This is a genomic window from Streptomyces sp. NPDC040405 (assembly GCF_055595765.1).
The window spans coordinates 19,581-44,496 of sequence record NZ_JBVIVI010000021.1 but is presented as its reverse complement, the minus strand read 5'-3'; the positions used below and the strand labels follow the sequence as shown (position 1 = coordinate 44,496).

Sequence of the window (24,916 nt, the reverse complement as noted above, 5' to 3'; positions counted from 1 at the left end):
GGCAGGGGAGAGGTGCGTGGTTGAGGAGCCACTGCGACCGCCCCGGCCCCAGCGGGCGCGGGGTCGAGGCGGCACAGAGTGCGCTCAGAACCGGTTCAGCGGGGTGACGTTCGCGAATTGGTCGTGCGCTGGAAGCTGAAGGGCTTGTTCGTGTTCTGCACCGACGTGCGGTTGTCGTTCTTGATGCTCACCGGGCCGTTGAAGTTGTTCGTGACGTCCGGCGGCGTGGTCTTCTTCACCTTGGACAGGACGGTGCTGGCAGCCGAGATGAGCAGGAGCGGGGCGGCGGCGATCAGGCCGATGACGATCACGCCGTCGGTCGTGACGGACTCGAAGAACAGCTTCGCGCCGAGGCCGACGCCGATCGACATCACGCCGATCCCCGTGCCGGCGACGGCGACACCGGTCGCCCACTGCGGGACGTGTCGGCTGTCCGGCTGGTGTACGGGCTGTGCCCCGGTGGGGCGCGGCGGGGTCTCGTCCTTGTACGACTTCAGCGGCTCGGTGTGGATGGCGGGGATCTTCAGGGCGGCCTCGATCAGGGCCTCTGCGGTCGCTTCCTGCGCCGGCGAGAGCGGCGCGGCTCCGCGGTTGGGGACGTGCGGCATCGTTTGGGGGCCTTCCTCCAGGACGGGCAAGCGGAGGGCGCCCCGAGGCCGTTCTCGGGGCGCCCATAGATCACATGAGGCTGATCAGGCCGGATGCATCCTTCGGGGCGACCTTGTCCTTGCCTCGCAGGGTGCTGATCGTGGTGCGCACGGACCCGCGCATCGCTTCCTTCCCGCCGTCCTCATCGAGGGCCGCGAGAAGGTCTGCTTCGGACAGGGGGCCGGATCCGAGCGCCGCGATGATGCGTTCCTTCAGGGTCCTCGGCATCGCTGGCAGCGATTCGCTCTCGTCGCCCTCGTCGTGCTCCAGGCCGTCGCTGTCGGCGGCCGCCGTCGTTCCCCCCTTGCCTTCCTTGGGCGGCGGGAAGATCAGCGTCAGGGGCTCGCCCGGGGCTGGATCGGCCCCGTAGAGCTGCCGGATTACCGGGTCGTGCCCCTCATGCGGCGACAACGAGCCGATGAGGAAGAAGCGAGCCATCGACGTGGGGCGAGCCGATGTCAGGTGGTAGCACATCCCCTGTGAGTTCGGCTTCTCCTGGCTGCGGTCGACGGGCGCTCCCCATCGCTGGATACGGCGGGCGCGGCCGAGGATCTTCGGGATGGGCTGAAGGTTCTCTCCGTACGGCAGCAGGCCGTCGCCCACGAGAGAGGCCATCATCTGGGACGACCACCGAAGAAGGATGACCTCGCCTTCCTTCAGCATGGCCCTCAACGTGTCGCTGCCACCGAGTTCGTCAAGGTGTCCGGCCTGTGCCGCGAGCACGATGCCGATGCCGACGCTGCGCCCGGTGCGTCCGATTTCCTTGATCAGTCGTGCCGCCTCGGCCCTGAACGGGCTGCCCTTCTCAAGCAGGCGGTTCGCCTCGTCAATGACGACGTATTCGAGCGGATCCGGGTTGTTGATCAGGAAGCCCGAGCGGCCCATGTCGGCGTATCGGTTGAACCGCGCTTCGGCCTTCGCGACAGCGGCCCGCAGCAGGCCCATCGCCTCTTTCAGCGTCCGCACGTGCGTGGCGACGTTGCCCTTCGCCTCGGGTACGGACTGCCCCCCTTTGAGGTCGGCGAGGTGCACGACGACCCCGTTGCGTTTGCACGCGGCGAGGAACGCCTGAAGGGCGCGGGACTTACCGGCGCCGGTCGTGCCGAAGATGATGATGCGCTGCGCGTTGCCGGTCTCGGGGTCGTGGACCCGCATCCGCAGCGGCTCGCCGTCGTAGTACGAGCCGATGCGGATGCAGCCGTTCTCGTCCATCTCAAGGTCTTCGAGGGTGATCGCGCGCATCTTCGCGAGCGGGTTCACGGGGAAGACGCGGACGACTGCCTGCCGGCCTCGCCCCTGCTCGAAGATCACACGCGAGGGATCCTCGACCTCCAGCAGGTCACACAGGGCGTCGTGGTCGGCGCCCTTCACACCGCCCGGCCTGGTGCGCAGCATGTACTCGCGCATCACCTGCTTTTCCTCGACGTGCTTCTTCGCGAGGCTTGCCGGCGTCACGGGCTGAGCTCCTTCGACATGTCGTACTCGTTGATCTCGGTGAGCGTCACACCGGGCAGCGCGGACCGGCCGATCTCGGCCCACACGTCCTCGTCGGGCGTCGGGCCCGCCTCGGGCTTGGGGCCGATCAGCAGCATCGCGACCCCGGCGCCGTACCCGGGGATCGCTTGTACCTCAAGCAGCTGCTCGGGCACGTTCATCAGGGCCGACAGGCGCTTGATCTTGATGTCGGGTACGGGCTCGCCCTGCTCGATCGCGGCGAGCGCGACGGCGGCGCGGCGCCGGTCCTCGATCGCCCGCACACCGACCACGCGTGTGCCCTCGGCGACGCCGCCCTTCTTCGCCGCGTTCAGGGCCCACCATCGGCCCGCCGGATCGTCGGGAATCGCGACGGCGGGCTCGACTTCGGCGCCCGTGGCGTCCTCAGTGCCCTCGGTCTCGTCGGTCTCGACGGTGGGCTCGGGCCACTTCGCGACGCGCTTCGCGAGGTGCCCGGGGCGCAGCCACCACACTCCGGCAGTCCACAGCACAGCGACGCCGCCCTGAGCCAGCCGACCCTCGGTCGCGTCCCACACAAGCTCGGTGACGAGGTTCGAGACGAGCACGGTGTGCGGCGTCAGGTAGATCACGAACGTGATCGGCTTCTTCATCGGGTGGGCGAGCTGGAGCCGGGGTGACAGGAACGCCCCGGCCAGTCCGGCCGCGATCGTGGTGATGATCGCTGGCACGGTGCCGGCGTCGGTGAACAGCCCTGCCGCCATGGCGCTGCTGCCCGCGAGGGTTGCGAGCCGGCCGACGCCGCTGACCGCGGCCGCACCGGCGCGGCGGGTGGTTTCGATGTACGTGCGCAGCGGCATCGCCGGCGCTCCTTTCAGGTATGCGGAAGGCGCCCGGCCCCTCGTGCGGGCCGGGCGCCTTCAGGGGCGGATTCGGATCAGCGGTTGCTGTACCACTCGCGCTCGGCGACGTCGTACGGCCCGGCCTGCATCGCCTCGTTCACGTCGCCGTAGTCCGACTCGTGGGCGCCGGCCGCGTTGTCGAACTCGGTCGACATCTCGGCCGCCTCGTCAGAGAGCGCTTCGGCGAGGGCGAGGGATTCGCGCATCGTGGCCGCCGCGTCATGGTGCGACGAGGTGACCGAGTCATCGACGGCCAGCGACGCGGCGATGTCGGAGAGCCCGTCGACGGTCTTCGCGCAGTCTTCGACGTACGAGTACGCACCCTTCACGGCCTGCGAGAGCAGTCGCATCGCCACCGCCGCGATCCCCAGGCGCGCGATGACGAGCGTGAACGTCATCGCGTCCGAGATGACGTCGATGATCCGCCCGCCGCGCAGGACGGGCAGATCACCGTCATCGGCCGGCGCGTCCGCATCCTCGCCCCCGGCCGACGCAACTACCTCCCCATTGGGGGCCGGCAAGTCGGGCGCACCGGACGCGGCGACCTCGGCGCCGGTCTGTACGTTCGTCGGTTCGATCTCCCCGCCGCTCTCGGCGGGGGCTTCGGACTCGCTCATGATCAGGCCCCGCTTCGGTCGTGGTACTCACGCTCTGCCGGTGCCACGTGCCCGGCATCTTTCACCCGGTCGGCGCGCAGCTTGTCGGCCTCGATGGCCGTGTCCCGTGCCGTCAGGATCGCCTCGGACGCGCGCGGCAGAGAATCACGCAGCCCCTCGGCCTTGTCCTGCACACTCCCGGCCCGCTCCATGAGGCGGATGCACCACTTCGTGAGGACACCGGGCACCTTCTTCTCGATGCACATCGCGTACAGCGATTCGAGCCCGGACTTCAGCCCTTCACACTTCGAGGCGACGAGGTTCATGTGATCAACGCCCTGAAGGATCTGCTCGCTCATCTCTTCATCGGACTCGATCAGGTCGTACACGGTCAGGTCGGCGTCAACGAACTGGGTGTCGCCGACCTCGCCGACTGCAACGGCTGTACCCATGACGATCGGACTCTCTTTCGGTACGGACCGGGTGGGCGTGACCTCGCCGGACCTGCCAACGGGCAGTCCCTTCGGCCCTGTGGTGATGCCCCTGGGCTGAGGCGTCGGGCGGGGCGGCCGGATGATCTCGGTCTTCACCGAGTAGGACATGTCCCAGCCGGGCGGGGGCCGCAGCCACTCGCCGTCGCCGCCGGGCATGGCCCCGGGGTCACTCGTGCTGCGGCCCTTCCTGCGCCGCCGACCGGGACGCGGCTTCGGTCCGGTCGTGCTCCCCTTCCGCTTCCGGCGCCAGCTGCGGGGCCCTTTCTTCCGCGGCGCCTTCGGCTTCTTCTGCGTCCCGCCCTTCGAGCTGCCAGCCTTCGGCTTCTTCGTGAGGTCGACCTTCTCGCCGTCGTCCCTCTTCCCCCCGGTGCCGTCGCTGGCCTTCGGCTTCTTCGTGAGGTCGACCTTCTCGTCAGGCTTGGCCTTGTCGGCCTTCGGATCCTTCGCCTTCGAGTCGTCGTCCTTCTTCGTGCCGTCCTTGTCGGTCCCGGTCTTCTTCGGGTCCTTCGGGTCGGTGCCTCCGGCCTCGCGCTCGCGCTTCGCCTTGCGCTTCTCGGCCTTGCGCTTGCGCCGATCGGCCGCCTCGGCTGCCGCGTCCTTCCGGGCCGCCGCACGGTCGGCCAGGTCAGCCTTCCGATGATCCGCGGCAGCCTGTCGACCAGCCTTCGCCTCGTCGTTCTTCCGCTGCTGTCGGCCGAGCGCGAGCTTCCCGAGCGTGCCCGAGGACTTCTTCGCTCCGCTCGTTGAGCCCTTGCCCGAGCCCGAGCCCGACGATCCGGTACCGCCTCCGGCGGCGCCCTTCGAGCCCTTGCCCGAGGCGCCCGAGCCGCCACTGGTAGTTCCGTTCTTCGGTCCCTTCGGTCCCGTGCTGCGGCCGCCGGCCCCGGTCGAGCCGTTCTTCGGCCCCTTCGGTTCCTTCGGTCCCGCGCCGCGACCACTGGCACCGGTCGAGCCGTTCACCGAGCTGCCTCGGCCGCCGCCCTTCCGGGGCTTCTGCTGCTGCCCGAAGGCGCCGCGCCCCGAACCGCCGCTGGTACCGGACCCGCCCGAGCGACCGCCGCCGCCCTTGCCCGCCGCGCCGCGCCCGAACTCGGGCCCGGACTGGACGCCCTTCTTCGCGCCGGCCGCCGCGTTCGCGACCTTCTGCTTGTCGGCCGCCGCGCGCGCCTTGTCGGCGACAGAGTCATGATGCTCGCGCCGCGCCTTCAGGTAGTTCGCCACCGACCATGTACCGCGCAGCGCCGCGACGGCGATCGCCGCCATCGTGACCATCGCCATGGAGGCGGTCGCGCGAGCAGGCGTTCCGGTTCCGCTTGAGGCATTGGCGACCATCTGCGGGGCGACGTCATCCGGGTCGACCTTGCTCGAATCGTCACCGTCACCGGGGGTCGGGAACGGCAGGAAGAAGTCGGGCGGCGGGGCAAGGTCACCGGCATCCAGCGGCGGCGGTACGCCGTCGTCCGGGACATCGCTACCGGGGGGCGACAGGTTGATCACGGGGAGCGGGACGACGCCCGCACCCCGACCGTCGTCGGTCATCGAGGGCTCTCCTCACGGCTACTTGACGTGACGACCGGGCTCGCGTACGCGCGCGCGTGACGCGCGCGTGTGGCGACAGCCTGGGCGGCCGGATTCCTTGATTTGAACGTTGATTTTGAACGCGGAGAGTTACGAGCCGAAGCCCTTCTCCTTCAGGTACTTGGCGAGCTGTTCGTCCAGCGCCGCCCACATCGGATCGTCGTCGGGAAGGTGTGCCCGGGCCGCGTCGACCAGGACGACGACGCGGTCGCGAGCTGTGGTCGCCCTGTTGATCCGGGGCGACCACAGCTCGAACGTGAGGCGCTTCGACCGCGCGGGATCCTTGCCCGGCATCACGCGCCCTTGTTGAGGTGCGCGAAGAACGGGTTCGTGTCCTGAGCGGGTTCCGCTTTCGGCTCGGGCGCCTCGATCTGAGGCTGCCCGCCGCCGGCCTTCAGCTCCTTCAAGCGCTGCCGCTCGGCCTCCTTCGCGGCCCGCTTGTCGGGCAGTTCCTCGTAGCTGCGCCGGTACCGCGCGCTGTACGCGGTGAGCTGGACGATCACGTCCTCAAGGTCTGCGACGACCCTCGCGAGCGGCCGGACCGTGTGGTGCGCCCGCAGTTTCGCCTGGAACGGCAGGTCGCCGGGCAGCTTGTCGGCCTCGTTCAGATCGGCCTCGACCTCGGCGAGTAGGGCCTTCGACTCGGCGAGCAGGGGGGCGAGGAACTGTCGGCGCTGCTCGATGAACACGCGGCGCTTCTCAGGGCCTTCCGCGAGCAAGTCGGGCGTCCACACCTTCCTGCCCGGCTTCTTTTCGTCGCTCATCAGGGTTTTCACTCCTCTGCGGGGTGGCGCTGATGCTGCGCCGGGGTGCCGTGTTGCTGGATCTGGATCCGACCAGCACCGCCGCCCCGGTACAGGACCGGGACGACGGTGCGCAGGCGCATCACTTCGGTTGGGTGAGGTACTTGTTCGCGTCCGCGGGGCGCAGCAGGCCGGCGTCCTTGAGCAGGCGCACCGCGCGGTCCTGGTTGACGTGGAGCCGGGTGCGGACGCGGCTGATGTTGACGAAGCCGTCTTCCTCGCGCGGCAGGTCTTGTACGGCGGGGAGCAGTTCGGCGTCTGTACGAGCGGGCTTGGCCGTACTGGTACGGGCGGCGGGCGCGTCGCCGGACGGGGTCGTGCGAGCGGTGACCGTACTAGTACGCGTCTGGCTCGCGGGGGTCGCTGTCCCGGTACGGCTGGGGCGCTCCGTACTAGTACGCGGCCCCCCGCCCGAGGCTGCTTGTACGCCGCTTGTACGGTCGCTGTACGCGCTGGTCAGACCCTTATTCGCCGATGACGAGGCGGTGTTGTGCGGGGTGTCGCGTACAGGCTCCGTACGAGCGGGTGGCGTACTGGCTGACGTGCCGTACGAGTCCGTACCGGACGGGGTTGTACGGGCGGCCGCATTGGTCCGTCCGTCCGTCTCCGTCGCAGTGTCCGTACCACCGTGTCCGTCCGTACCGGTGTCGTGCATGAGGGAGTGGACGCGCCAGATGACGGCGACGAAGATCAACACGACGAAGGTGGTCAGCCACCACGGCGCGGACTGCCCCTCGGGTACGAGGTGGGCCTGCTCGGACAGGTGGAAGACCACGTTCGCCGACGCCATCAGTCCGAGCGCGTACCCGATGTCCTGCTTGGCGCGGAAGGCGGTGACGCAGTAGACGTCGATCGACACCGGCAGCAGCGGGGCGACGTACTCGTTGATGCCGACCATGCGGGCCAGTTCGTACTCACCGGAGGCGGCGAGCCCGACACCGGCGGCCAGCGCCACCCACGGCGCTCCCTTCCACACCTTCTGACGCCAGCCCCGCCGCCGGGAGGTAGCCCGCTTCGCATGGCGGGCTTCGTTCAGCAGCCGAGTCGCACGGGCTTCATCGGCTTGCGCCCGCTCGGCGATGCCCTTCGCCTTCTTCTCGGCCTCGCCGGTGATGCGTTCGGCTTCCTTCTCGGCCGCCTCCCGCAGCTCCTGCGCAACGGTCTTCGCCTCGCGGCGCAGCCGCTCCCGCTGTCCGTCGCGCTCCTGCTGGAGCTTGCCGAGTTCCGCGGACAGCTCACTCCGCTTCTTCTCGGCCTCGGTGTCGAACCGCTCCCTCAGGTCGCGCAGCTCGACGCGGAGGGCGCTCCGGGCCTCTTCCGCCTCGGTATGGGCGGCGGTCACGGCCTGGTCGGCCTCGCGGCGCCGGGCGTCGGCCGCCTTCACCGCGTCGGCGTAGAGCTGTTCGCCCTCGGCGCGGCGGGCGTCGTACTGCTCGGCGGCCGCGGCGGCGAGCCCGGCCGCCCGCGTACGGGCCTGCTCCACCTCGGTCTGCGCCGCGGCCACCAGCTGCTCGGCCTGCTCCTGCGCGCGGGACAGGATCTCTCCCGCCTCCTCGCGGCGGCGCTTGACCAGGTCGCTGATCTGGGTCAGGTCGTCCTCGGCCATGCGACGCAGCTCGGCGACGGCCGTGCGGGTCGCATCGCTGTCCTGGGTGGCCAGAGCCGTGAGTTCGCCAACCTGCGCCCGGGCCGCGGTGACCAGGTCATCGGCGCGGGAACGCGCGTCGGCCAACAGCTGGTCGGCCTCGCCGCGCGCCTCGGTCAGCTCCTGGGCGACGACTCCGCGCTGCTGCTCGGCGTCCCGGTCGGCCTGGGCGGTGATGTCGGCGGCCTGGGTGTGGGCCGTGGCCATCAGGGCCTCGATCTGCCGGTGGGTGTCGGTGACGCTGCGCGCGGCGTCGGTCTCGGCCTGGTGTTGCAGGACACCGGCCTTGTCGCGGGCGAGGCCGATGATGTCCGCGGCCCGATCCCGAGCGTCCGCGATCCGCGGGTCCGCCTCCGTGTGTTCGGGCGCCGGAGTCGGCTCGGCGGCGGCCGGCGCCGGGGTGGTGGTGGTCGGCTTGTTGCTGGGGGACTTGGCCGCCACGGGCTTCTTCCGTCCGGCGGGCTTCCTGCGGGCGGTACGAGCGGCCACGCCGCCCTCCTTTCAACAGAGCGGCCCCGCACCGGCAGATGGGTGCGGGGCCTTCGAGATCACGATGTGCGTTGGGCAGTGGATCCGATCTGTCCGGCTACCCTCACCGCCCGTCCCGGCCGTCCGGGTTGGGCAGGCGGTGCGGGCGGATCAGGCGGCCTGCGTGCCCCGGATGGCGGGCCCGTAGGTGCGGGCGAACCGGGCGCCCGCGGTGAGCAGGGCGGTGATGTCCGCGTGGGTACGGGTAAGCCGCTCCGACCACGGCGCGGCGAGAGCAGTCTCCGATCCGGTGTGGGCCCGGATCACCAGGTCCAGGACTACGGACGCGATGTTGGCGGTGTCCGTGTCACCGTGGCCGCCACCCTCACCGATGTGGCGCAGCGCGGTGGGCAAGGTCCGGCGCGGGTCGGTGCCGATCTCGTCGCGGACCATACCCAGCAGGGACTTGAGCATGGCCTTCACCGTCATCGTGTCGTCGGCCGGGAGGTCCGTGCCGGTCGACCAGTCCTTGCCGTGGTCGTAGATGCGGATCCAGCCGTCCTTGTCGAGCAGGGTGACGGTGGCCTCCAGGTGGTGAGCGATGGCCTCGCCGGAAGATTCCTCGCCGGACGGGCCGGTCCACACCGGCCGGTAGTAGTTGGTGGCGAGGTCGGCCGCCTTGCTCAGCGCCTCATCGGTGAACACCGCAGCGGCGGTGGGTACAGCGGGAGCGATCGTCTTCTTGGGCATACGGGCCTCATCTCACGGTTCGTTGGGTCCGGGCTGTCCGGCTCCCCTCGGCCCCGCCCGTACCGGCCACGCGGACCGGGACGGGCGGAGGAGGCAACCGACAGGTTCAGGAGAGGTCCAGGCCCTCGGGGATTTCGCCTGCGCGAAGCTCGGTGGCGATGTGCCGGTATTCGGCGGCGCCCCTACGGGCGATCTCGGCGGCGCGGGCGGCACAGGCTCGGGTGTAGTCGCTGGTGGAGGGGTCGGCGGCGACGCTCTCGCCGTCGGCGGCCGCGGCGTCCGCGCGGGGCGCGGCGACGTTGGCGAAGTAGTCGGCCTCAGCCTTCATACGGTCATCGGTGATGCGGGCCATTGGGCCTCCTTGGAGTCGAAGTACGAAGCAGGTGGATCTCGGTGACGGGGTGGCCTGCGTCCCAGGCCGCGCCGGCCGTCGTGGCGGCGGCAAGCAGCAGGGCAAGGGCGGCCGGGTTCCTCGGGCCTCGGGCGGCGAGCACATGCGCGGCGGCCGCCTGCGTGGCGCGGGCTATATCGGTGACGGTCACGATGTGGGCGCGGCCCGGTTTCCTCTCCGCGAGCGTTTGCCGCAGCTGGTCACAGCGAGGCTCCGGGCAGCCGGGTGGGCAGCTCTGGGTGCTCCCTCGGCGGCGGCGGGGGCGGCGACTGCTGCTGACCTTGGGGGCGATCGGCGCGTTCGTGGTCCTGGGCGACGACGGACAGTCGTGCGATGGTGTTCCTCACAGGTTCCTCCAGATCAGGGCCTGTTGAGACAGCCCCGGAAGGTCAGAGTTCCGGGGCTGTCGCCGTGTGGCTGCTCGGGCGAGCTGCCACGGCCTGTCTCCACTTCCGGGTTCGATCGGGGAAGCGGAGACAGACCGTGGCGACTCGTCAGGCGGCCTTGGCGAAGGCGCTCTTGCCGGGGCGGATCAGGTAGTCGGTGGTGGTCCACGCCGTGCCGATCGCGTACGGCTCGCCCTGGGGGTGACACGTGTCGCGCACGATCACCGCCCACCGCGCAGCGGCACGGCCCAGGAGCGCGGACGCCTTCCTCGGGTCCGTGATCAGCGCCAGGACCTCGAACCGCCCCTGGGGGTTCGCGTAAATGGCGCCGCGCCGACGAGGGCCGATCTCATCCCTCACGGACCTCACGGACAGCGCTGCGATGCTGTTCACGGTCATTCCTCTCGATGGTTGACCTGCGAAAAGAACCCCCAGGGCGACATCCCTGGGGGTTCGTTGCGTATCGGGCCCCGCCGGGCGGGGCAGTGCGTCCTGCGCACTCCTGGCGGCCGCCAGCGCGGGCGGGCACCAGGGCAGCGCAGGCTGCTCGGTGCGGCGCTGCCCCCGGCCGAGGCCAGGAGCAGCGCGGTGCGCGATCAGAGGGAGCCGTTGTGGCCGCAGCTGTGGCAGGTGTAGACGCCGCCCACCGCATGGACCGGCTGATGGCACTGGCCGCATGACCCGGACGAGATGTCCGCCGAGAAGATGGCCGCGCGGATGGCCGCGCGGACGACTAACCGTCCCAGCCGCTTCATCGCCCGGACCGCCCCTCGATCTGGCAACGGATCTGCTTGCCGAGCGGGGAGGGCTCGACGGTCCAGCCGGGGGCGAGCACGTCGAGCAGTTGCAGGCCGCGCCCGCACTCCGCGTCGTCGCTCACCGTCTCCCGGCGGGTCGGCAGCAGATCGCCGCGAGGGTCGTGCACGGCCACCTCGATACCGGTGTCCGTGGCGCTCGCCTCCACTACCAGCACCGTGCCGTCGCCGCAGGCCCGTACGGCGTTGCCGACTAGTTCGGAGACCACCAATTGCGCGGTCTCGGCGGTGTCGTGGTCGGCGCCGTACGCCATCGGCACCGTGCCGACTAACCGCCGCACGGCGCTGAGGGTTTCCGCATTGGCGATCATCTGAGCGACGAAGCCGCGGACCCGGTGTTGGGAGTGCAGCCCGGGAACGGTGGGAAGATGCGGCCGCTCCTGGTGAGCTTGCCGGACACGGCGCAGCGCTTCCAGCAAGCTCGGGTCACTGTCTCCCTCGTGTACGCGAGGGGGCGGGGGAGCTGTCATGATGGTGTTCAAGGTCGTGTTCCTCCAGATGAGTTGGCGACCGACTTGGCCCCGGGGTGCGAGCCCGGGGCCTTCATCGTTTTGGCCGACTACTCGGACGAGCAGCCGCGGTCCTACACATCCACCGAAGGATCGGAGATGCCCAGGACCGTGGTCGCTGGTACGGGTTAGGCGGCCGCCACGACCGGCGTCGGCGGGCGCCGAAAAACAGCGGCCGGAGTGGGAGGGATCTCCCGCACTGCGAGTCGCAGCAGCGCGGCCTGGCCCTCGTCCACGAGGACCTGGTGCCAGTGCTCCGGCCAGTCGGTGGAGTTTCCGAGCACCTGGGTCAGCTGTTCCCAGTCGGCATCGCTGGCGGGCACGGGCGAGACGAAGCGGCGCAGCACGATGCGTGCCTCGTGGGCGATCCAGCCGGGAACGCCTTCCGTGGCGGTGGCGTGGTTGCGGTAGGGCTGAGTGAGCGCACGGATCCAGGTCTCCTGGGCGAGGTCTTCCGCCTGGTGCCAGTCGGCAGCCGGCAGGCGGTTGGTGATGTAGCTCAAGAGCGCGTCCTGGCAGTCGATGAACGCCTGCTCGGTCTGCGAGTAGCGGCGGGCGCGTGCGGTCGTGGTCATAGTCGATCTCCGTGTCTTGGGCAAACGACAACGGCCCCGGGGCACATCCCGGGGCCGTCATCGTGAGGTCGTCCTGCTGACCCCCTGCCGCCGCCGAACCCTTCAGATCAGCAGGTCGGCGGCGACAGGTAGCGCAGGGGTAGATCAGATCTGGACCTGCTGACGGCGCAGGCGGTCCGTGCTGCGCACCGAGCGTTCGACTCGGCGCCACTCAGCAGCGCGTTGACGTGCGCGCCTGTCGCTCTCCTGGCGTTCGGTGTGCATCTGCTCGCGCTCGCGGGTCGCCCGCTGCTCCCGGGCCAGAGTCCAGGTGGCATCGGTGTGAAGGTGCCGCAACTCCAGCTCGCGGCCTGTCTCGCATCGCGCCCCGCTGCTGCATACGGCGCAGGTGGCGCGGTGGGTGGTAACGGCCTGGGCGGCGCGGGTCCGCTCGGAAATCAGGGTGTGGTCGCCAGCTCGGTACCGGTCGCGCAGCGCCTTGACCGCCAGGCAGGTATCACCGAGGCGGCATACCCGGCACATCGCCTGATGCTCGGCGAACGCCCGGCGGAACTGATCCTGCGCCGCAGCCTGCGGCTTGGGCGCCTCACCCATCCGGCTAACCGGCGGCGGTGCGGCGGGCCGCGGCTTGCGGTTAACCCGGTTGCCGCGGCGCCCGGTCACGGTGGCGTCGGCCTCGGCGACCTTGCGCCCCCAGGTGGCGAGATCCACATCGATCTCGACGCGGCGAGCACTCCCGGGGCAGCGGCGCGCGTTCGTACCGCGCTCGGTGCGCTCCATGCGGTGCGGCCAGACCATGCTGCGGCGGACCGGGTGCCACTCGGAGCAGTCGGGACACACGATGGACTTGCGCTCGCCTTCGCGGATCTGGGCGTGGTGACTCGGGATCGAGCTGACCTTCAGGGGGGTGCGCTTCGGGTTGGGCTTCATTCGATCTCCATGAACGGCGCTTCGGAAGAGGTAGCGGGTGCAGTCTCCGCAGCTCAGGGAGCAGGTACGGACCCTGAGCGCGTGGACACCGCATCGCGGTGCGGGGTGGTGCTCCCGTTCGGTGAGGGATCTCTTGACCTGCTGGTCGTCACCTCGGACGCGAACGAGCTATGCGGTTGTCTTCGCACGTGGACACAGAGCTAGTGGCTCGCCGCCAACTTCGTGCCTGAAGTACGAACGAGACAGACCGTAGCTTGGGCACCGACGGAACGTCAACAACTTCAGGCACGAAGTAGGGAAAGGGATTTGATGAGGCTTCAGGGTGATTTGACAGGGTGCCAGGGACCCCCCTTCCGGGCTACCTAAACTTCAGACACGAAGTTTTCGCTCCCGATCAAGACTTCTAGCCCGAAGCTGAGCTAGGCTCCAACGCATGCCACCGAGTAAGAAGTCACCGCCTGCCCGCGAGATCGCGGATGACCTGCTGGGGAAGGTCGCGTCGGGAGAGCTCCGCCCAGGCGACCAACTGCCGAGCACACGCGACCTGGCTGCCCAGTACAAGGTGGGAGAGAAGACGATCTATCGGGTCATCTCCCTACTGAAGGCCAGCGGCCAGCTGGAGGCCCACCAGGGCAAGGGTGTTTTCGTACGCTCGGTGAGGCCCCTGGAGTGGCATCTCCACCAATTCGAGCGAGGGAGTCGACGGGATGACCCGGTTGGCGGTCGCGACGACTGGAAGGCTGCGGCCACGGAACAGGGCCGCGTAGCAACTCAGGACCGTCCGAAGGTCACCGTCGAACCAGCGCCCGCCGACATCGCTGGTTGGCTCGACGTTGACCCCGGCACTTTTGTGGTGATCCGGCGTCGCGTCCGGCGAGTTGATGGTGAGCCGTTCCAGCTCGCAGACAGCTGGTTCCCGACAGACATCGCTATGAAGACAGAGCTGATGCGCGAAGAGGATGTCACCAGACCCGGAGGCATCCTCGCCCACATTGGGCATCCGCAGGTCCGACTACGCGATGAAATTCGCTCTTGGCCCCCGACTACCCCCGCAGAGGCGGAGCGCCTTGAGCTTCCGGAAGGCGTTGGGACGCCCGTCGTGCGCCACACCCGCGTTGGCTATGGTGCGGACGGCGTCCCCGTGCGTGTCATGGTTACCGTGGCGCCGGGTCACCTCAACACGCTCGTCTACGAGATGGAGGTTTGACCATGTCGACGCAGGCCGTGCGTCTTGCCACTCAAGCCGACCAGATGGAACTTATGCGCTTGCGCGTCGAGGCAGAGCGCTGGCTCGCCCGTGCCGGTATCGACCAGTGGCGGACTGCAGGCTTCCGGGATCGTGCCCTGGAGAAGTGGCGCATCGACATCGAGAACGGACGCACCTGGATCGTCATCGAATCAGGCGAGGCCGTGGGGACCGTAACGTTGGCGAACCCCGACACGGACTTCTGGACTTTCGAGGACTCCCCGGAGTCTGCCTTGTACGTGGCCAAGCTGATCACATCGCGAGCAGTGTCCGGACAGAACCTTGGAGGCCGAATCCTCGACTGGGTCGGCGCGGTTGCCGCCAAGGCCAATAGGCCCTGGATTAGGTTGGACTGTTGGCGGTCTAACACCGCCTTGCAGGGCTACTACCTGCGGGAAGGATTCGAGCACGTCCGTACGGAAGCGCCGCCGCATCGCCTGTCGGGATGGATGGCTCAGCGCTCGTCCTCAGTCGTCATGTATCCGGACAACCCGCTGCGTGAGGCGGAGTCGCTGTCCTTGGGTACGACGACTGAGCCCTCGTTCACAGTAACTTGCGGTCAACGTCTCCCCGGCGACACGGCCGCCCCTGGCCCCTCTAACGCTCCGTCGGGGGAGTAGGGTGTGTCCGACGTTGATCAAAAACAAAAAAGTGGCCCCATCGACCTTGAGCAAGTCGAGAGGGGGCCGTGGTCGAGGGGCCTTTGCCATAGGGGCCCGACGACCTGCCGAACACCCTTATAGCCATACGAGGATGATCGACATGGACCAGGGTACCGCTACCCTCCCCCAGACACACCGCACCCCGCCGTGGTGCCAGCAGCCGCATGCGCGCGTTGGCTGGCCCTTCGGCGGGGTGTTTGTTGTCTCCGCAGACGTCCGGACGCACCCCTGGGGTGGAGGAGGTCGGGATGACGTAGCTCTCAGGGGCGGCGCCCTTCGGGTCTTCAAGCCGCCCCGGGCCGCTCGGTCCCCTGGTGATTGGCGTCACCAAGGTCCAGCGCCCTTCTGATCTCCAACGGCCCGGTACGGCCTGCGGAGGGATTGTTCGACCGGTTGGCGCCGCATCGAACGGTTCGATTTTCAGGTTCTGGCAAGGAACCGAGATCCACCCAGTGGGCGGCTCCCTTTTTGCTGCCCGCGTGGCGGGAGGCAGCACCATCTTGCACGACAAATCCACGGCTCGCCATCTTCGGCGGGCTCATGTACGCCGGTTTTACCGGCGCGACCGGCGAACGCGCTGGTCAATCGAGACGAACATCACACCCTGCTCCACTCCCGTGCGTCACCCGGACGCCGGGGTCCGCTGCGCCGAGCGCGCGGTCGTTCGGGCAAAGCGGTGAGTGCCGCAGCGGCGGAGGCCGCTGCGAGTGAGCGGGCGTTCCGGTCGCGGCCACGGCTGCGGGTCGTGCCGGACCAGGCGGGGCCGGCGCCTCGGCGCGGGCCCAGTCATCCGCTGGTGCTGGGGTCTGATGCTCGTTCACGGCTGCGGCGTGCGGTGCAGGAGCTGCTGCACGCACCGGGGCTGGAGGGCGTGCCAGACTCGGCCCGGTTGGTGGTCGTGGTGCTGGCTGCCAAGACGTCGGCGGAGTCGGGTGTGGCGAGGATTCGGGCCGGTGAGCTGGCTCGATGGCTGGGGCTGTCGGTGTCGCGTGTGCGCCGGATCCTGCGGATGCTGCGCCAGGCTGGCCTGGTCAAGACGGACACGACCACGGGGGACTGGAATGAGGACACGGGCCTGGAGTGCACGGTCGTGCCGCTGTCGGCCGCGCGCGGGAAGGCGGGGCATCCGCTGGCGTTGACGCAGCCTGAGTTGGCGACGTTCCTGCGGCTGGCCGAGGCCGTGTTCGGCCCGGGCTGGAGGCATCGCGGTCGGCCGGATACTCCGCCTGGGCTGCTGGCCGGGCGCAAGGGCCGGGGCGGCAGCACGGATCGGCTGGCGCTGCTGCTGCTGGTCCTGGAGGCGACCGAGACGGGGCGGGTGCGGCTGTGCGGGGGCAAGGTCAGCCCGCGGCGCGGCCGTGCGGCGGCGACGCTGGCGCGTCTGCTGGGGTGTGAGATCGCCGGGGCCGAGTCCGTACTTCAGCGGCTGGAGGATGCCGGGGTCGTGGAGCGGCCGCGTCGGCAAACGGTCTCGGGGCTGCATCATCGTGGCCGCCTGGTGGTGCCGGCGGTCGCGGCCGCGCACGGCAAGGGCGCCGGGCCCGCTGTGCAGGGGCAGCCCGTTCGCGTGCCGAACCTTGATTTTTCAGACCCCGGTGTTGCGCCAGGGGGCAATGACGCCACCGCGGGCCGGGAGACGTCGCAGGTCAAGGACGGCTCCCCTGTAGAGGACGCGGATGGTGGAGAGCCCGACGCTGCGCCCCCCCTTCACTCTGAGCACCCTTCTGGGGCTGGTGTCGGTGTTGTTGGTGCGGGTGAGTGGTGTTGTTCCGGCAACGCCGCGTTGAGGTGCTGTGATCGGCCGGGTTGCGCGCGTGCGCGCGAGGGTGGCCCGCTGTGCGGGGAACAGCCGAAAATTTCCTCCGATCAGCACGGTGACAACCAGGACCCCGGCCAGGACCACGGGCCGAAGTCGGCTGATCCCGCAGCGCGGCTGCTGGCATCGGTGACGTCCGGTCACAGCGGCCAGCAGCGGGAGGGAGTGCCCCCTCGGCTCCCTCGCGATCTTGAGGTGGTCTTGGCTCCGGTGGCGGCGCTGTGGGCGCGGCTGGAGCGCGGTGGCGCCCGGCACGCGGTCATCAGGGCCGCTCGCGTTGCGCGCGGGGCTGTGGCTGCGGTGGTGAATCCGGGGGGAGTTGATGCCGTAGTCGCGGCTCGGCTGACTCGGCGGCTGAGCGCGCAGGGCGGGCCGGAGGCGGTCGCCGATCCGGTCGGCTGGCTGATCGGTCGCGGACTGCCCCGCCGGTCGGCGTGTGCGGACATGCGGTGCGATGAGGGGCGGAGGATGGATACCGGCGGGGCGTGCGAGTCCTGCGAGGTCCTGGTCGGCGACCGGCGCGCGGTACGCCGGGAGGTGGCCGCCGAGGTCGACGCGGAGATGCTCGGTGCGAGGCCGGCCGAGCGGCGCACGGTGACCGAGGACCGGCTGCGCCAGCGCGCAGCGGCCGATGCCGAGTGGGAGGCGGTCCGGCACGAGCGGGCGGAAGCCCGGCGTGCTGCCCGGGAAGCCGATGCCGCGCGGTCCCGGGCCGAGGCCGACGTCGCCGAGCAGGCCCGGAAGGCGCTGCCGTGCCAGGACTGCGGCGCGCCGCGGGCGGCGGGGCTGTGCGGGCGGTGCGGCGACTGGCGGGCGGTGGAGACGGCTATCGGTGAGGCGGTGCGGACCGCGGCCGCCGCCGGGGCCGATCTCGCCGACCGGGCCGACATCGCCGCCGTGGTCGAGGACGTCGAGGCCACGGTGCGAGCTGACTTGGACCAGGCGGTGGCCGATGCGCAGGCACGCGGCCTCAACGGGGTGTTCGCCGCGGTGTTCGCCCGGAACCGGGCCGAGCTGGCGGCATCCGAGTACCGGCGGTCCGCTCTGGCCCTGCTGCGCCGTACGGCGGCCGCGGAGGAGGAGGCGCGGCGGGCGTACGGGACGGCCCTGCGTAACCAACCTCTCGACACCCCCAAGGACGAGGCCAAGGCCGCGGCCGCGCAGGTCGCCAAGGAGGCCCGGCAGCGGACTGCGGAGCATCTGCTGGCCACCCGTACCGCCGAGCTGGAAGCGGCGACCCGTACGACGGCTGAGCCCGCGGACGACGGCCCGGTCTGTGCTGGCTGCGGGCGGGACGTCCGGCGGGTGACCCCGGACGGCGGGTTGTGCCTGGGCTGTGAGCAGGCGCGGATCAACCGTGAGGTACGCGGCCGCGGCCGGGGGCGGGGGCGGGCGGCATGATCAGGACGGCACAGGGCCAGAGGGCGTATGGAATCGCGGCCGGCCGCGCCACCCTGAGCGCGGGCGCCCAGCCCTCCGAGGCCCTCTGGCGGTCAGCAACGCAGAGCCCGATCGGGGCGGCACACATCGCACACCGCGATGGCCCGCCGGGCGAGCCGCCCCATGGCGTCTTCGGTGGTGATGCGCTCGTGCTCGCCCTTGACCTGCCAGCAGTCGCGGCGGTGCAGGCGGCGGGACGGATCGTCATCGGCGTACTGGTGGAGCTTCTCCACCACCCACTGCCGCCCCACGACCGCCCCGTCAGTCGGCACCAGCGTGTAGTCCTCGCCGGGGATCGGGGTGATTCGCTCACTGGGGACGCTGATCGGGGTGGGTGCCCCGGTGGTTCGGGTGCGGCCGTCGGCATGCTCGTAGCGAGCGGGCAGGATCGCCTCGCATTCCGCCCACCAGATGCCATCCCTGGTGCGCGTCCACTGGGTGAGGACGACATCCAGCTCCTGGTCGTCCGGCAACCGGGCGCGGGCCCACGGCCCGGCTCTCGCGCGCCACTCCTCCACGTCCATAATTCGGATTCTAGTTCGACTGAGGTGGCCGCGACCGATACCGAGAAGCGAGCACGGGCACGGGCGGAGAAGGCCGGCCGCATGCCCGCGGAATGCCACCGCAACGCCGATCCGGTCGACGGGGCAGTCCTGGGCGCGGCAGACTCTGGGCAGATGGAAGGGGCCAGCATGAGTGCACAGCCGATTCACTCGCACGTTTCGGAGCCGGACCGGGTGCCGCGTAACGCGGAGGGCATCGCGGCCGCGCTCGACGGTGAGCGGCGGATGGAGTTCTACCGCGAGCTTCTGGCGGCCGCGCCGGAGGCTTCGGAGTGGGTTCTGCGACGGTGGTGGTGCGAGGCGATGCTGGACACCGATCCGGTCGGCGACCGGTTCACCGAGTCTGCGCTGAACGGCACCTTGCCCACGAAGAGTGTCGCGGCGGCCATCGCGTGCCGCGAAGCGGCCGGGCGGCCCGTTGAGTTAGCTGGAGGGCCAGGAGCCGGAAGGCTGGCCTTGTGAACTGTCCGAAGAGGTCGATGGGCTGCTGGCCGACTTATCGCTGCCGGGTGAGGTCTTCGGGGCGATCATCGCGGCGACTGTTCAGATCAACCAGATGCGGGGCATGGTGCCGGGCAGCACCGCTTCGGTGAAGTGGCCCCAGCAGAGACGCATGCCGCTCGGCCGGGACGGAGTACTCGGCGTCGCGGAGTACGTCATTGTCGCTGACGCCGACCCGCCGTACATCGTCCTCACCCGCGTCCAGCTGTACTGACCGTCCCTGACACCGAGGGGGCGCTGGCGGCCGCGGAGGCGCGGCAGGCGTACGGGGCGTTTCTGTGACCAGCCCCTCGGCGCTCGCGGACAGGACGCTCCACTGCGGCAGTTGCCCTGGCCGCGATCAGGCCCCCAAGGCACGACAGACGGGTGGCGTCTACCTCTGGATGAGTGGGCATAAAATCCGCTACGCTGTCCGCGTTGTGCGGGGCCACTGTTCAAAGAACGGTGGCCTTTGTCGTCCCGTCATATCCTGACGATCGGGCTTGATCCTGGGGCACGGAATGGTCGGCACGTGACGCGTGCGCAAAGTGGATACGCGAAGAGTGTGAGGCGAAGGTTAGTGACCTTCGCCTTTTTGTTGCCCTGCCGCGTTGAGGCAGACAGGCCGTTCCCGAGGCCCCGTTCGCACGCGAACGGGGCCTTTCGCATGCCCGGGCTCGGCCCCGTCTGGAGGCTTCTGATGAACCCCAACAGGTGAAGCCCGACCGCAGCCCTCAGAGGGCCGCTCAGCCTCGCGGACCTACCGCTCGGTCACGGCCCCGGGCCGCGGCTTGGCGTCACTGTCTTCCCCCGAACGCCCCCGCCCATGTGGCGGGGGCGTTCGCGTGCCCGCGTCCTCATCACGCACGAATCCCGTCCCTGGCCCATTCCCGTTGCCCAGGCCGCATCGAACTCCCACCTACCGTCCCTTGGAGGAATGCCATGTCCAGCACCGACATCGCCGCCAGCACCGCCTCGACATCTGCATCCCCCGTAGGGGAGACTCCGCTGTGCCTCTCATGCGGGCTTCCTGGTGAGCTGTGGACCACCCAGCATGGTGCCCAGATCTTGCTGGAAAGCAACGATCCGGCTGCTCCGTTGAGGGCGAGTGACGTACCCGAGCCCCACCGATGGATCGTCACCGCCCACCTCGCTCGTCGCCTCTCCGATGTCACCGATCCCAGCATGGTGTGCCAGGTCGCCCACGCCGCGGTCTGTCCGCGTGTCCCGCAAGCCGCCGTGCCGCTCTCTCTGCTCGGCCGTCGGGCCCTCAACCAGAAGCGCCTTCGACGCGCGACCGAGCCCGACTACATGGACGACCCCTTCGACGATTGATCTTGTGGACCCGGACCACGCGGGAAACCGGTGCTGGGGCCGGGCATATGTTGTCCACTCTCTCCGACCCAGCTGTCCTGGCCGGCTCGGGACAACCGCAGCGGCGTGGCGCGGCCGCGTCAGGTGACGCGTGGCGCGGGTAGCGCGCAGCAGGGGTGGTTGTGGCCTACCTGGAGGCGTAGCCCGCCAGCGGCCGGTACAGGGGCAGGTGTACGAGGGCCTGCCTCTTGTGTGGGGCACCGCCTGGCCACGAGCGGTCGTCCGGGCCGCGTCGGTCATCATGGCGTCGACCGCAGATGTGAGTTCTACTCCGCCGGCTCATCCGGATGGCGTGCGGCGCGCTTGGTCTCCCGCTCTACCTCGTAGCGGTTCAGCCCGCCCGGCGGCATCCGAGTACCGGCGGTCAGCTCTGGCCCTGCTGCGCCGTACGGCGGTCGCGGGGGAGGAGGCACGGCGGGCGTAACCAGCCCCTCCATGAACGGGCCATCGAGACACCCCAAACGGGTACCTAGGTAGACACTTCCCGATCGATGTGGGTACTTTAGTACCCACATCGAGATGAGGAGTCTCAATGCCGCTCGACTTCGACACCACCTACCGGCCGGACGAGATCGCCGACCTGGACGACGCCAAGGTGGTGACGTCCTTTCAGTGGGACGGCGTTGTCTATGAGCTGCGCAACCACCTGGACGGCTGGGTCTTCCTGATTTGGTCCAAGACGCCCACGGCCACGGTCCACCCGCTCATGACGGAGGGCGAACACGCACTCCACCTCGCGGTCGCCGAAGCGGTTCTCGAAGCTGCAACGACCCGTATCCAGTGGGACGACCACAACCAGGCGGCCGTCGCCGCCAGCAGCGACGGCACCCGCTGGGCAGCAACCTGGATCCAGGCCGGACACCCGCACCACAGCGAACACGAGGACTGGGACTCAGCGCACCTGACGCTTGCCAACCGCCTCGGCGAGATGGCCGAAGGTCCCGTCTACACCGGCAACAACATCGAAGACGAGATCGCCAAGGCCCACCTGCACCGGGCGGCAGCAGACATCCGTTCCGCCGTCGCTCTGGCCAAGCTGGGCGATGTCATGCGGGACGCCCAGCCCCACCTGCAAAAGGAACGCCAGGTCACCGCCATCGCCAGCCGCTTGGGAGTCGAGCGCAAGTTCCTCTACCGGGTCTTCAGTGGCGAAGAATGGCGCCGACGCTGAGCCCTGGGATTTTGTGCCCCCCCCACCCGTGACAGACCGATCAGGGCTGGGGGAGGTCGAGCAGCAGGGCGTGCATGAGCGTTGTCAGCGGTCTCCGCTGGCCTGTGGGACGTGCTCGCCGTCGACCTGGAGGAGCAGCAGGTCGTAGACCTGCCCGCCTGGTTCGTTGCGGTACGGGCCCGTGTACCGGTAGCCGAGCCGGTCGTACAGTGCGCGCCCCGTGGTGTTGTCGGGGCGTACCAGCAGGGACGCCCACTCGGGGTTGATGGCCGTGAGGAGCGCGGCGTGCAGGCGGGTGCCGATGCCCTGGCTCTGCCAGGCTGGGGTGACGGCGAGTTCACACAGTCCCATGAGGCGGCCGGCGCGGACGTTTTCGGGGATCTGCGGCAGCAGCTCCGGGCCGTACCAGTACTCCGGCGTGCAGGGGAAGGCGTATCCGAAGCCGATCATCGAGCCGTGCGCGTACGCGGCGACCAGGGTGAAGCCCTCCTGGTGGTGGCGGACGTGTCCGAGGACCTGGCGGCGCAGCGCGGGCACGGACAGGCCGTCGGTGGCGGCGCCTGGGGTGTCCACGATCTCCGGGTGAGCATCCGCCCAGATGTCGGCGATCGTGTCGACCAGCGGCGCGACCTGGCCGGGTCCGTAGGTGCGGATCACGACGTCTGTGCGGGTGCTGGGGGTCACGCCCGTCCTCCTTCGATGGCGGTGATGGAGCGGTACTCCTCGATCCAGTCGGCAACCGCGGGCACTCGGTTGTGTCGCTGGAGTGCGCCCGCGACGTCGTGCAGCGACTGCAGCAGCCGGTCGGAACGCACCTCGGGGAGGAACGCCAGGACCTTGCCCGCGGCTTCGGCGGCGGCCTCCGGCTCGGGCTGGTCCCTCACCGCATGTTGGATGGCGATGTCGGCCGTGTACAGAGCGGAGTTCCTCGCGAACGCCCCGCCGTGCAGCAGGACGGCTTGTTCGGCGCCCGCGGCGGCGCGTTCGTGCTGACCGAGATCTGCGCGGGCCAGGGACTCCAGCCCGGCCAGTTCACCAGGGGCGTAGAAGCCGAGCCACGGCGGATCGGCGTCGGTGGGGCCTTGGGCGTAGTGGTGGTGGGCCTTCACGATCGCCCGGTCGGTCGCGCTGGCGTCGCCCGACAGTGCCCAGCCGCCGGCCTCGCGCATGTGGAACAGGCTCAGCAGGCGCGGGGAGCCGAGGTTACGGGCGACGGTCTGCGCACCCTGTGCGGCTGCGATTGCTTCGCGCGGCCGTCCCTGGGCCTTGGCCAGCAGGCTCAGGCAGCTGAACGCGTGCGCTTCCAGCTCCGGATCGTCCGCGATGCGCGCGGCGGCGAGGGCCTCGCCGTACAGCGAGTGGGCATCTCCCGCGCGGCCGGAGTCGTAGGACAGCCACCCGGCCGCGATCGACAGCGCGCCGACCGCCGAGCGCAGCTTCGTCTCGGTCTTCGTGGTGTAGGTGCCGTTCTGCAGCCACTGGTAGGCGGTGTGCAGTGCTCGGGATGCCTCCTGGCGTACCGTCGCCGAGCCGTGGTCGTGGTCCTTCTCGTACAGGGTGGCCACGGCCTTGGTGACGGCTCGCACCTGGGTCGCGCCGATCTTCCCCGGGGCCTTCTCGTCGGTGCCGATCGGAAGCCCCAGGACGACGCCTGCCCCGTCGCGCAGGAAGTGGCGCCGTTCCACCGAATCACTCTCCTCCCGCAGCTCGCATGTCGCGCTGGCCGCAGTCGGGCCGGTGCGGAAGCCCAGTTGGGCCATGCTGCGGCCGGTCATCCGGGTCAGGATCCGCCGGTACACGCCACGGGGACAACCGACCTCCCCGTCTTCCCAGGCCGCCACTAACCGGGCCTGGCACCCGACGGGCTCGCCCAGCTCCTTGCCGGTCTTGCGTACCTTTGCGGCGAACTCCATACGGCTCATCTGGAATTCGTCCACGCGCACCTGGCGCAGCACGGGGTTGGGGATGGCGTTGCGGTGGTCGGCCATGCCGGGCTCCGGAGTCCGCGAGGTGGGAGAGGGTGCGCAGACCGTACCGCCCCCATGCGTCCCATGCCCGGTCTTGGCCAGGGTTCACCCGTCCTGGACCGAATTGCATCGTTCTTGCATCAGGCTGGCGTCGCTCCGACTCGGCCTCTGCTGCTTGCGTAGTCGGTGACGTGACGACCAATCAGGGAGGTGGCCATGGAGAAGTCCTCCGCTAACGGAGCGGCCAAGGGAACCAGCCAGCCCGCCCCGACGTGGGATGAGCTGGCTGCCGAGACCGACAGCAAGCGAGCGCACTGGGTCCGGGGCCGCAATCACACCGAGTTCGTGGCATGCGGCGAGGACTGGCAAGCGGTGTCCGTGAAGCCCCTGCAGCTGGGCCTGGACGCGCTCGCCGCGATGCGCGTCAGCACCCGGCGCGGCTACCTGGTCGTCGCGGACCACTTGCGCGGCGTGCTGTACGTGATGGTGCCGACGAACAGCGGCGAGGTGTTCGCCGGTATCCCGGGTGTGCGGGTCCTCGGCCGGGGCCACCAGCTGCTCATGCCGCGCACCGCGCAGGACAGCAGCGTGGCGGCGGACTGGGTCGGCACACCGCGCGACCTCGACACCCCGGTGCTCGTCGACCCTGACGGGCTGGCCGCGGGCCTGCAGGACCTGGCGCCCTCGTACGGAGAGGCGATGGCGTCGTGAGCGACACCCCGGTGCAGACCTCCGGCACGGTGCTGTGCGACCCCGACGGCTCGCTCACCCGGGACTTCCCCCTCGACCGGGAACCGGTCATGCTGCTGGCCACAGCCGTGATCGCACTGCCCACGACCGGGGACACGCTCCCGCCGGGCGACTGCGAGCAGATCGCCCGGCTGCTGGCCGGGCACGCACGCCTCGTCGCAGAAGAAGTACGGGCGCTGTGTGCCCAGCTGCCGCGCCTCAGCCCGCTGCACCCGCTCACCGAAACCGTGCTCGGCGAAGCCCGCCGGCGCCTGTCGGTGGAGCCCCGCGCCACCCTCGCGTCCGCGCAGAACCGCGCCCGGCTCGTTCGCATCCTGTACGAGCGTCTCGACCGGCTCCAGCGCCTTCCACCTTCCTGACCATCTCCCCCGAGACGCCCGATGCCTCCCCCGTGGCTCGGGCGCACAGGAGTCCCCGGCAGGTGGGCCCGCTCCTCAACCGGCTTGCCGGGGACTCCTGCTCAGCCACCATGCGCCGACCTCAGCCCGGTGCCCCGGGCGGGGTT

28 protein-coding genes are annotated in these 24,916 nt (G+C 69.9%); 9 read left to right on the top strand and 19 right to left on the bottom strand.

Annotated elements, in window-relative coordinates; translation table 11 throughout:
- Positions 1–95: 95 nt before the first annotated feature.
- The 16 genes from ACZ59A_RS42515 to ACZ59A_RS42440 all read right to left on the bottom strand — a co-directional run bounded on the left by ACZ59A_RS42515 (position 96) and on the right by ACZ59A_RS42440 (position 12,942).
- The gene (locus tag ACZ59A_RS42515; RefSeq protein ID WP_470970598.1) at positions 96–608 is read right to left on the bottom strand and encodes a hypothetical protein; all 513 of its coding nucleotides are present in this window, start codon (positions 606–608) and stop codon (positions 96–98) included.
- A 70-nt stretch (positions 609–678) separates the two neighbouring features.
- Positions 679–2,103 carry an ATP-binding protein gene (locus ACZ59A_RS42510; RefSeq protein ID WP_470970596.1) on the bottom strand — a complete coding sequence of 475 codons (1,425 nt, stop codon included), beginning with the start codon at positions 2,101–2,103 and terminating at the stop codon, positions 679–681.
- Positions 2,100–2,960, bottom strand: coding sequence for a hypothetical protein (locus ACZ59A_RS42505; protein WP_470970593.1), 861 nt, complete (start codon positions 2,958–2,960; stop codon positions 2,100–2,102). Before ACZ59A_RS42505 ends, ACZ59A_RS42510 begins: the two co-directional genes overlap by 4 nt.
- A 77-nt stretch (positions 2,961–3,037) precedes the next feature.
- Positions 3,038–3,619, bottom strand: coding sequence for a hypothetical protein (locus ACZ59A_RS42500; protein WP_470970592.1), 582 nt, complete (start codon positions 3,617–3,619; stop codon positions 3,038–3,040).
- A 2-nt stretch (positions 3,620–3,621) separates the two neighbouring features.
- Complete coding sequence (locus ACZ59A_RS42495) at positions 3,622–5,424, bottom strand: hypothetical protein (RefSeq protein ID WP_470970590.1); 1,803 nt, start codon at positions 5,422–5,424, stop codon at positions 3,622–3,624.
- A gap of 336 nt (positions 5,425–5,760) precedes the next feature.
- Complete coding sequence (locus tag ACZ59A_RS42490) at positions 5,761–5,964, bottom strand: hypothetical protein (RefSeq protein ID WP_470970587.1); 204 nt, start codon at positions 5,962–5,964, stop codon at positions 5,761–5,763.
- A complete protein-coding gene (locus tag ACZ59A_RS42485) occupies positions 5,964–6,434 on the bottom strand; it encodes a hypothetical protein (RefSeq protein ID WP_470970585.1) in 471 nt (156 codons plus the stop codon). Before ACZ59A_RS42485 ends, ACZ59A_RS42490 begins: the two co-directional genes overlap by 1 nt.
- 121 nt (positions 6,435–6,555) lie before the next feature.
- Complete coding sequence (locus ACZ59A_RS42480; protein ID WP_470970583.1) at positions 6,556–8,607, bottom strand: hypothetical protein; 2,052 nt, start codon at positions 8,605–8,607, stop codon at positions 6,556–6,558.
- 150 nt (positions 8,608–8,757) lie between these two features.
- Complete coding sequence (locus tag ACZ59A_RS42475; RefSeq protein WP_470970580.1) at positions 8,758–9,336, bottom strand: DUF6197 family protein; 579 nt, start codon at positions 9,334–9,336, stop codon at positions 8,758–8,760.
- Positions 9,337–9,442: 106 nt separating this feature from the next.
- Positions 9,443–9,688 (bottom strand): hypothetical protein, encoded by a 246-nt coding sequence (locus ACZ59A_RS42470; RefSeq protein ID WP_470970578.1) that lies wholly within the window; start codon positions 9,686–9,688, stop codon positions 9,443–9,445.
- Between the two features lie 239 nt (positions 9,689–9,927).
- Positions 9,928–10,074, bottom strand: a complete 147-nt coding sequence (locus tag ACZ59A_RS42465) for a hypothetical protein (RefSeq protein WP_470970576.1) — start codon at positions 10,072–10,074, stop codon at positions 9,928–9,930.
- A gap of 147 nt (positions 10,075–10,221) precedes the next feature.
- On the bottom strand, positions 10,222–10,506 hold the full coding sequence (locus ACZ59A_RS42460; protein WP_470970573.1) for a hypothetical protein: 285 nt from the start codon (positions 10,504–10,506) through the stop codon (positions 10,222–10,224).
- 203 nt (positions 10,507–10,709) lie between these two features.
- The gene (locus ACZ59A_RS42455) at positions 10,710–10,868 is read right to left on the bottom strand and encodes a hypothetical protein (protein ID WP_470970571.1); all 159 of its coding nucleotides are present in this window, start codon (positions 10,866–10,868) and stop codon (positions 10,710–10,712) included.
- Entirely contained in the window at positions 10,865–11,239 is a 375-nt protein-coding gene (locus tag ACZ59A_RS42450) for an ATP-binding protein (RefSeq protein ID WP_470970569.1), read from the bottom strand. Before ACZ59A_RS42450 ends, ACZ59A_RS42455 begins: the two co-directional genes overlap by 4 nt.
- 326 nt (positions 11,240–11,565) lie before the next feature.
- Positions 11,566–12,012: an RNA polymerase sigma factor gene (locus ACZ59A_RS42445; RefSeq protein WP_470970566.1), complete on the bottom strand. Its 447-nt coding sequence runs from the start codon at positions 12,010–12,012 to the stop codon at positions 11,566–11,568.
- A 144-nt stretch (positions 12,013–12,156) separates the two neighbouring features.
- Positions 12,157–12,942, bottom strand: a complete 786-nt coding sequence (locus ACZ59A_RS42440) for a hypothetical protein (protein WP_470970564.1) — start codon at positions 12,940–12,942, stop codon at positions 12,157–12,159.
- Positions 12,943–13,375: 433 nt separating this feature from the next.
- Here ACZ59A_RS42440 and ACZ59A_RS42435 point away from each other — a divergent pair, with 433 nt between their 5' ends.
- The 3 genes from ACZ59A_RS42435 (at position 13,376) to ACZ59A_RS42425 (ending at position 18,067) form a co-directional block, all read left to right on the top strand.
- A complete protein-coding gene (locus ACZ59A_RS42435; protein ID WP_470970561.1) occupies positions 13,376–14,149 on the top strand; it encodes a GntR family transcriptional regulator in 774 nt (257 codons plus the stop codon).
- Between the two features lie 2 nt (positions 14,150–14,151).
- Positions 14,152–14,808 carry a GNAT family N-acetyltransferase gene (locus ACZ59A_RS42430; protein WP_470970559.1) on the top strand — a complete coding sequence of 219 codons (657 nt, stop codon included), beginning with the start codon at positions 14,152–14,154 and terminating at the stop codon, positions 14,806–14,808.
- Between the two features lie 838 nt (positions 14,809–15,646).
- Positions 15,647–18,067, top strand: a complete 2,421-nt coding sequence (locus tag ACZ59A_RS42425; protein ID WP_470970556.1) for a helix-turn-helix domain-containing protein — start codon at positions 15,647–15,649, stop codon at positions 18,065–18,067.
- Between the two features lie 92 nt (positions 18,068–18,159).
- Here the strand turns inward: ACZ59A_RS42425 and ACZ59A_RS42420 are convergent, their stop codons facing one another.
- Positions 18,160–18,630 carry a DUF6233 domain-containing protein gene (locus ACZ59A_RS42420; RefSeq protein ID WP_470970554.1) on the bottom strand — a complete coding sequence of 157 codons (471 nt, stop codon included), beginning with the start codon at positions 18,628–18,630 and terminating at the stop codon, positions 18,160–18,162.
- Between the two features lie 24 nt (positions 18,631–18,654).
- Here ACZ59A_RS42420 and ACZ59A_RS42415 point away from each other — a divergent pair, with 24 nt between their 5' ends.
- The 4 genes from ACZ59A_RS42415 to ACZ59A_RS42400 all read left to right on the top strand — a co-directional run bounded on the left by ACZ59A_RS42415 (position 18,655) and on the right by ACZ59A_RS42400 (position 21,694).
- The gene (locus tag ACZ59A_RS42415) at positions 18,655–19,131 is read left to right on the top strand and encodes a hypothetical protein (RefSeq protein WP_470970552.1); all 477 of its coding nucleotides are present in this window, start codon (positions 18,655–18,657) and stop codon (positions 19,129–19,131) included.
- Between the two features lie 94 nt (positions 19,132–19,225).
- On the top strand, positions 19,226–19,384 hold the full coding sequence (locus ACZ59A_RS42410; RefSeq protein ID WP_470970549.1) for a hypothetical protein: 159 nt from the start codon (positions 19,226–19,228) through the stop codon (positions 19,382–19,384).
- Between the two features lie 707 nt (positions 19,385–20,091).
- Positions 20,092–20,484 carry a DUF6083 domain-containing protein gene (locus ACZ59A_RS42405; protein WP_470970547.1) on the top strand — a complete coding sequence of 131 codons (393 nt, stop codon included), beginning with the start codon at positions 20,092–20,094 and terminating at the stop codon, positions 20,482–20,484.
- Between the two features lie 571 nt (positions 20,485–21,055).
- Entirely contained in the window at positions 21,056–21,694 is a 639-nt protein-coding gene (locus ACZ59A_RS42400) for a hypothetical protein (protein ID WP_470970545.1), read from the top strand.
- A gap of 84 nt (positions 21,695–21,778) precedes the next feature.
- Here the strand turns inward: ACZ59A_RS42400 and ACZ59A_RS42395 are convergent, their stop codons facing one another.
- Entirely contained in the window at positions 21,779–22,378 is a 600-nt protein-coding gene (locus ACZ59A_RS42395; RefSeq protein WP_470970542.1) for a GNAT family N-acetyltransferase, read from the bottom strand.
- Positions 22,375–23,682 (bottom strand): hypothetical protein, encoded by a 1,308-nt coding sequence (locus ACZ59A_RS42390; protein ID WP_470970540.1) that lies wholly within the window; start codon positions 23,680–23,682, stop codon positions 22,375–22,377. Before ACZ59A_RS42390 ends, ACZ59A_RS42395 begins: the two co-directional genes overlap by 4 nt.
- 195 nt (positions 23,683–23,877) lie before the next feature.
- On the opposite strand from ACZ59A_RS42390, the gene ACZ59A_RS42385 reads away from it, so the two are divergent.
- Positions 23,878–24,372, top strand: coding sequence for a hypothetical protein (locus ACZ59A_RS42385; RefSeq protein WP_470970538.1), 495 nt, complete (start codon positions 23,878–23,880; stop codon positions 24,370–24,372).
- Positions 24,369–24,770, top strand: coding sequence for a DUF6415 family natural product biosynthesis protein (locus ACZ59A_RS42380; protein WP_470970535.1), 402 nt, complete (start codon positions 24,369–24,371; stop codon positions 24,768–24,770). The genes ACZ59A_RS42385 and ACZ59A_RS42380 overlap by 4 nt, the downstream gene beginning before the upstream one ends.
- Positions 24,771–24,916: the final 146 nt, after the last annotated feature.

Excerpts from the sequence above, each read along its gene's own strand:
- ACZ59A_RS42410 (WP_470970549.1), top strand. The coding sequence starts at position 19,226 with ATGCGGGGCATGGTGCCGGGCAGCACCGCTTCGGTGAAGTGGCCCCAG.
- ACZ59A_RS42450 (WP_470970569.1), bottom strand. The coding sequence starts at position 11,239 with ATGATCGCCAATGCGGAAACCCTCAGCGCCGTGCGGCGGTTAGTCGGC.
- ACZ59A_RS42490 (WP_470970587.1), bottom strand. The coding sequence starts at position 5,964 with ATGCCGGGCAAGGATCCCGCGCGGTCGAAGCGCCTCACGTTCGAGCTG.
- ACZ59A_RS42500 (WP_470970592.1), bottom strand. The coding sequence starts at position 3,619 with ATGAGCGAGTCCGAAGCCCCCGCCGAGAGCGGCGGGGAGATCGAACCG.
- ACZ59A_RS42470 (WP_470970578.1), bottom strand. The coding sequence starts at position 9,688 with ATGGCCCGCATCACCGATGACCGTATGAAGGCTGAGGCCGACTACTTC.
- ACZ59A_RS42455 (WP_470970571.1), bottom strand. The coding sequence starts at position 10,868 with ATGAAGCGGCTGGGACGGTTAGTCGTCCGCGCGGCCATCCGCGCGGCC.
- ACZ59A_RS42405 (WP_470970547.1), top strand. The coding sequence starts at position 20,092 with ATGTCCAGCACCGACATCGCCGCCAGCACCGCCTCGACATCTGCATCC.
- ACZ59A_RS42435 (WP_470970561.1), top strand. The coding sequence starts at position 13,376 with ATGCCACCGAGTAAGAAGTCACCGCCTGCCCGCGAGATCGCGGATGAC.
- ACZ59A_RS42400 (WP_470970545.1), top strand. The coding sequence starts at position 21,056 with ATGCCGCTCGACTTCGACACCACCTACCGGCCGGACGAGATCGCCGAC.
- ACZ59A_RS42390 (WP_470970540.1), bottom strand. The coding sequence starts at position 23,682 with ATGGCCGACCACCGCAACGCCATCCCCAACCCCGTGCTGCGCCAGGTG.
- ACZ59A_RS42485 (WP_470970585.1), bottom strand. The coding sequence starts at position 6,434 with ATGAGCGACGAAAAGAAGCCGGGCAGGAAGGTGTGGACGCCCGACTTG.
- ACZ59A_RS42495 (WP_470970590.1), bottom strand. The coding sequence starts at position 5,424 with ATGGTCGCCAATGCCTCAAGCGGAACCGGAACGCCTGCTCGCGCGACC.
- ACZ59A_RS42385 (WP_470970538.1), top strand. The coding sequence starts at position 23,878 with ATGGAGAAGTCCTCCGCTAACGGAGCGGCCAAGGGAACCAGCCAGCCC.
- ACZ59A_RS42445 (WP_470970566.1), bottom strand. The coding sequence starts at position 12,012 with ATGACCACGACCGCACGCGCCCGCCGCTACTCGCAGACCGAGCAGGCG.
- ACZ59A_RS42420 (WP_470970554.1), bottom strand. The coding sequence starts at position 18,630 with ATGGACGTGGAGGAGTGGCGCGCGAGAGCCGGGCCGTGGGCCCGCGCC.
- ACZ59A_RS42505 (WP_470970593.1), bottom strand. The coding sequence starts at position 2,960 with ATGCCGCTGCGCACGTACATCGAAACCACCCGCCGCGCCGGTGCGGCC.
- ACZ59A_RS42475 (WP_470970580.1), bottom strand. The coding sequence starts at position 9,336 with ATGCCCAAGAAGACGATCGCTCCCGCTGTACCCACCGCCGCTGCGGTG.
- ACZ59A_RS42515 (WP_470970598.1), bottom strand. The coding sequence starts at position 608 with ATGCCGCACGTCCCCAACCGCGGAGCCGCGCCGCTCTCGCCGGCGCAG.
- ACZ59A_RS42430 (WP_470970559.1), top strand. The coding sequence starts at position 14,152 with ATGTCGACGCAGGCCGTGCGTCTTGCCACTCAAGCCGACCAGATGGAA.
- ACZ59A_RS42440 (WP_470970564.1), bottom strand. The coding sequence starts at position 12,942 with ATGAAGCCCAACCCGAAGCGCACCCCCCTGAAGGTCAGCTCGATCCCG.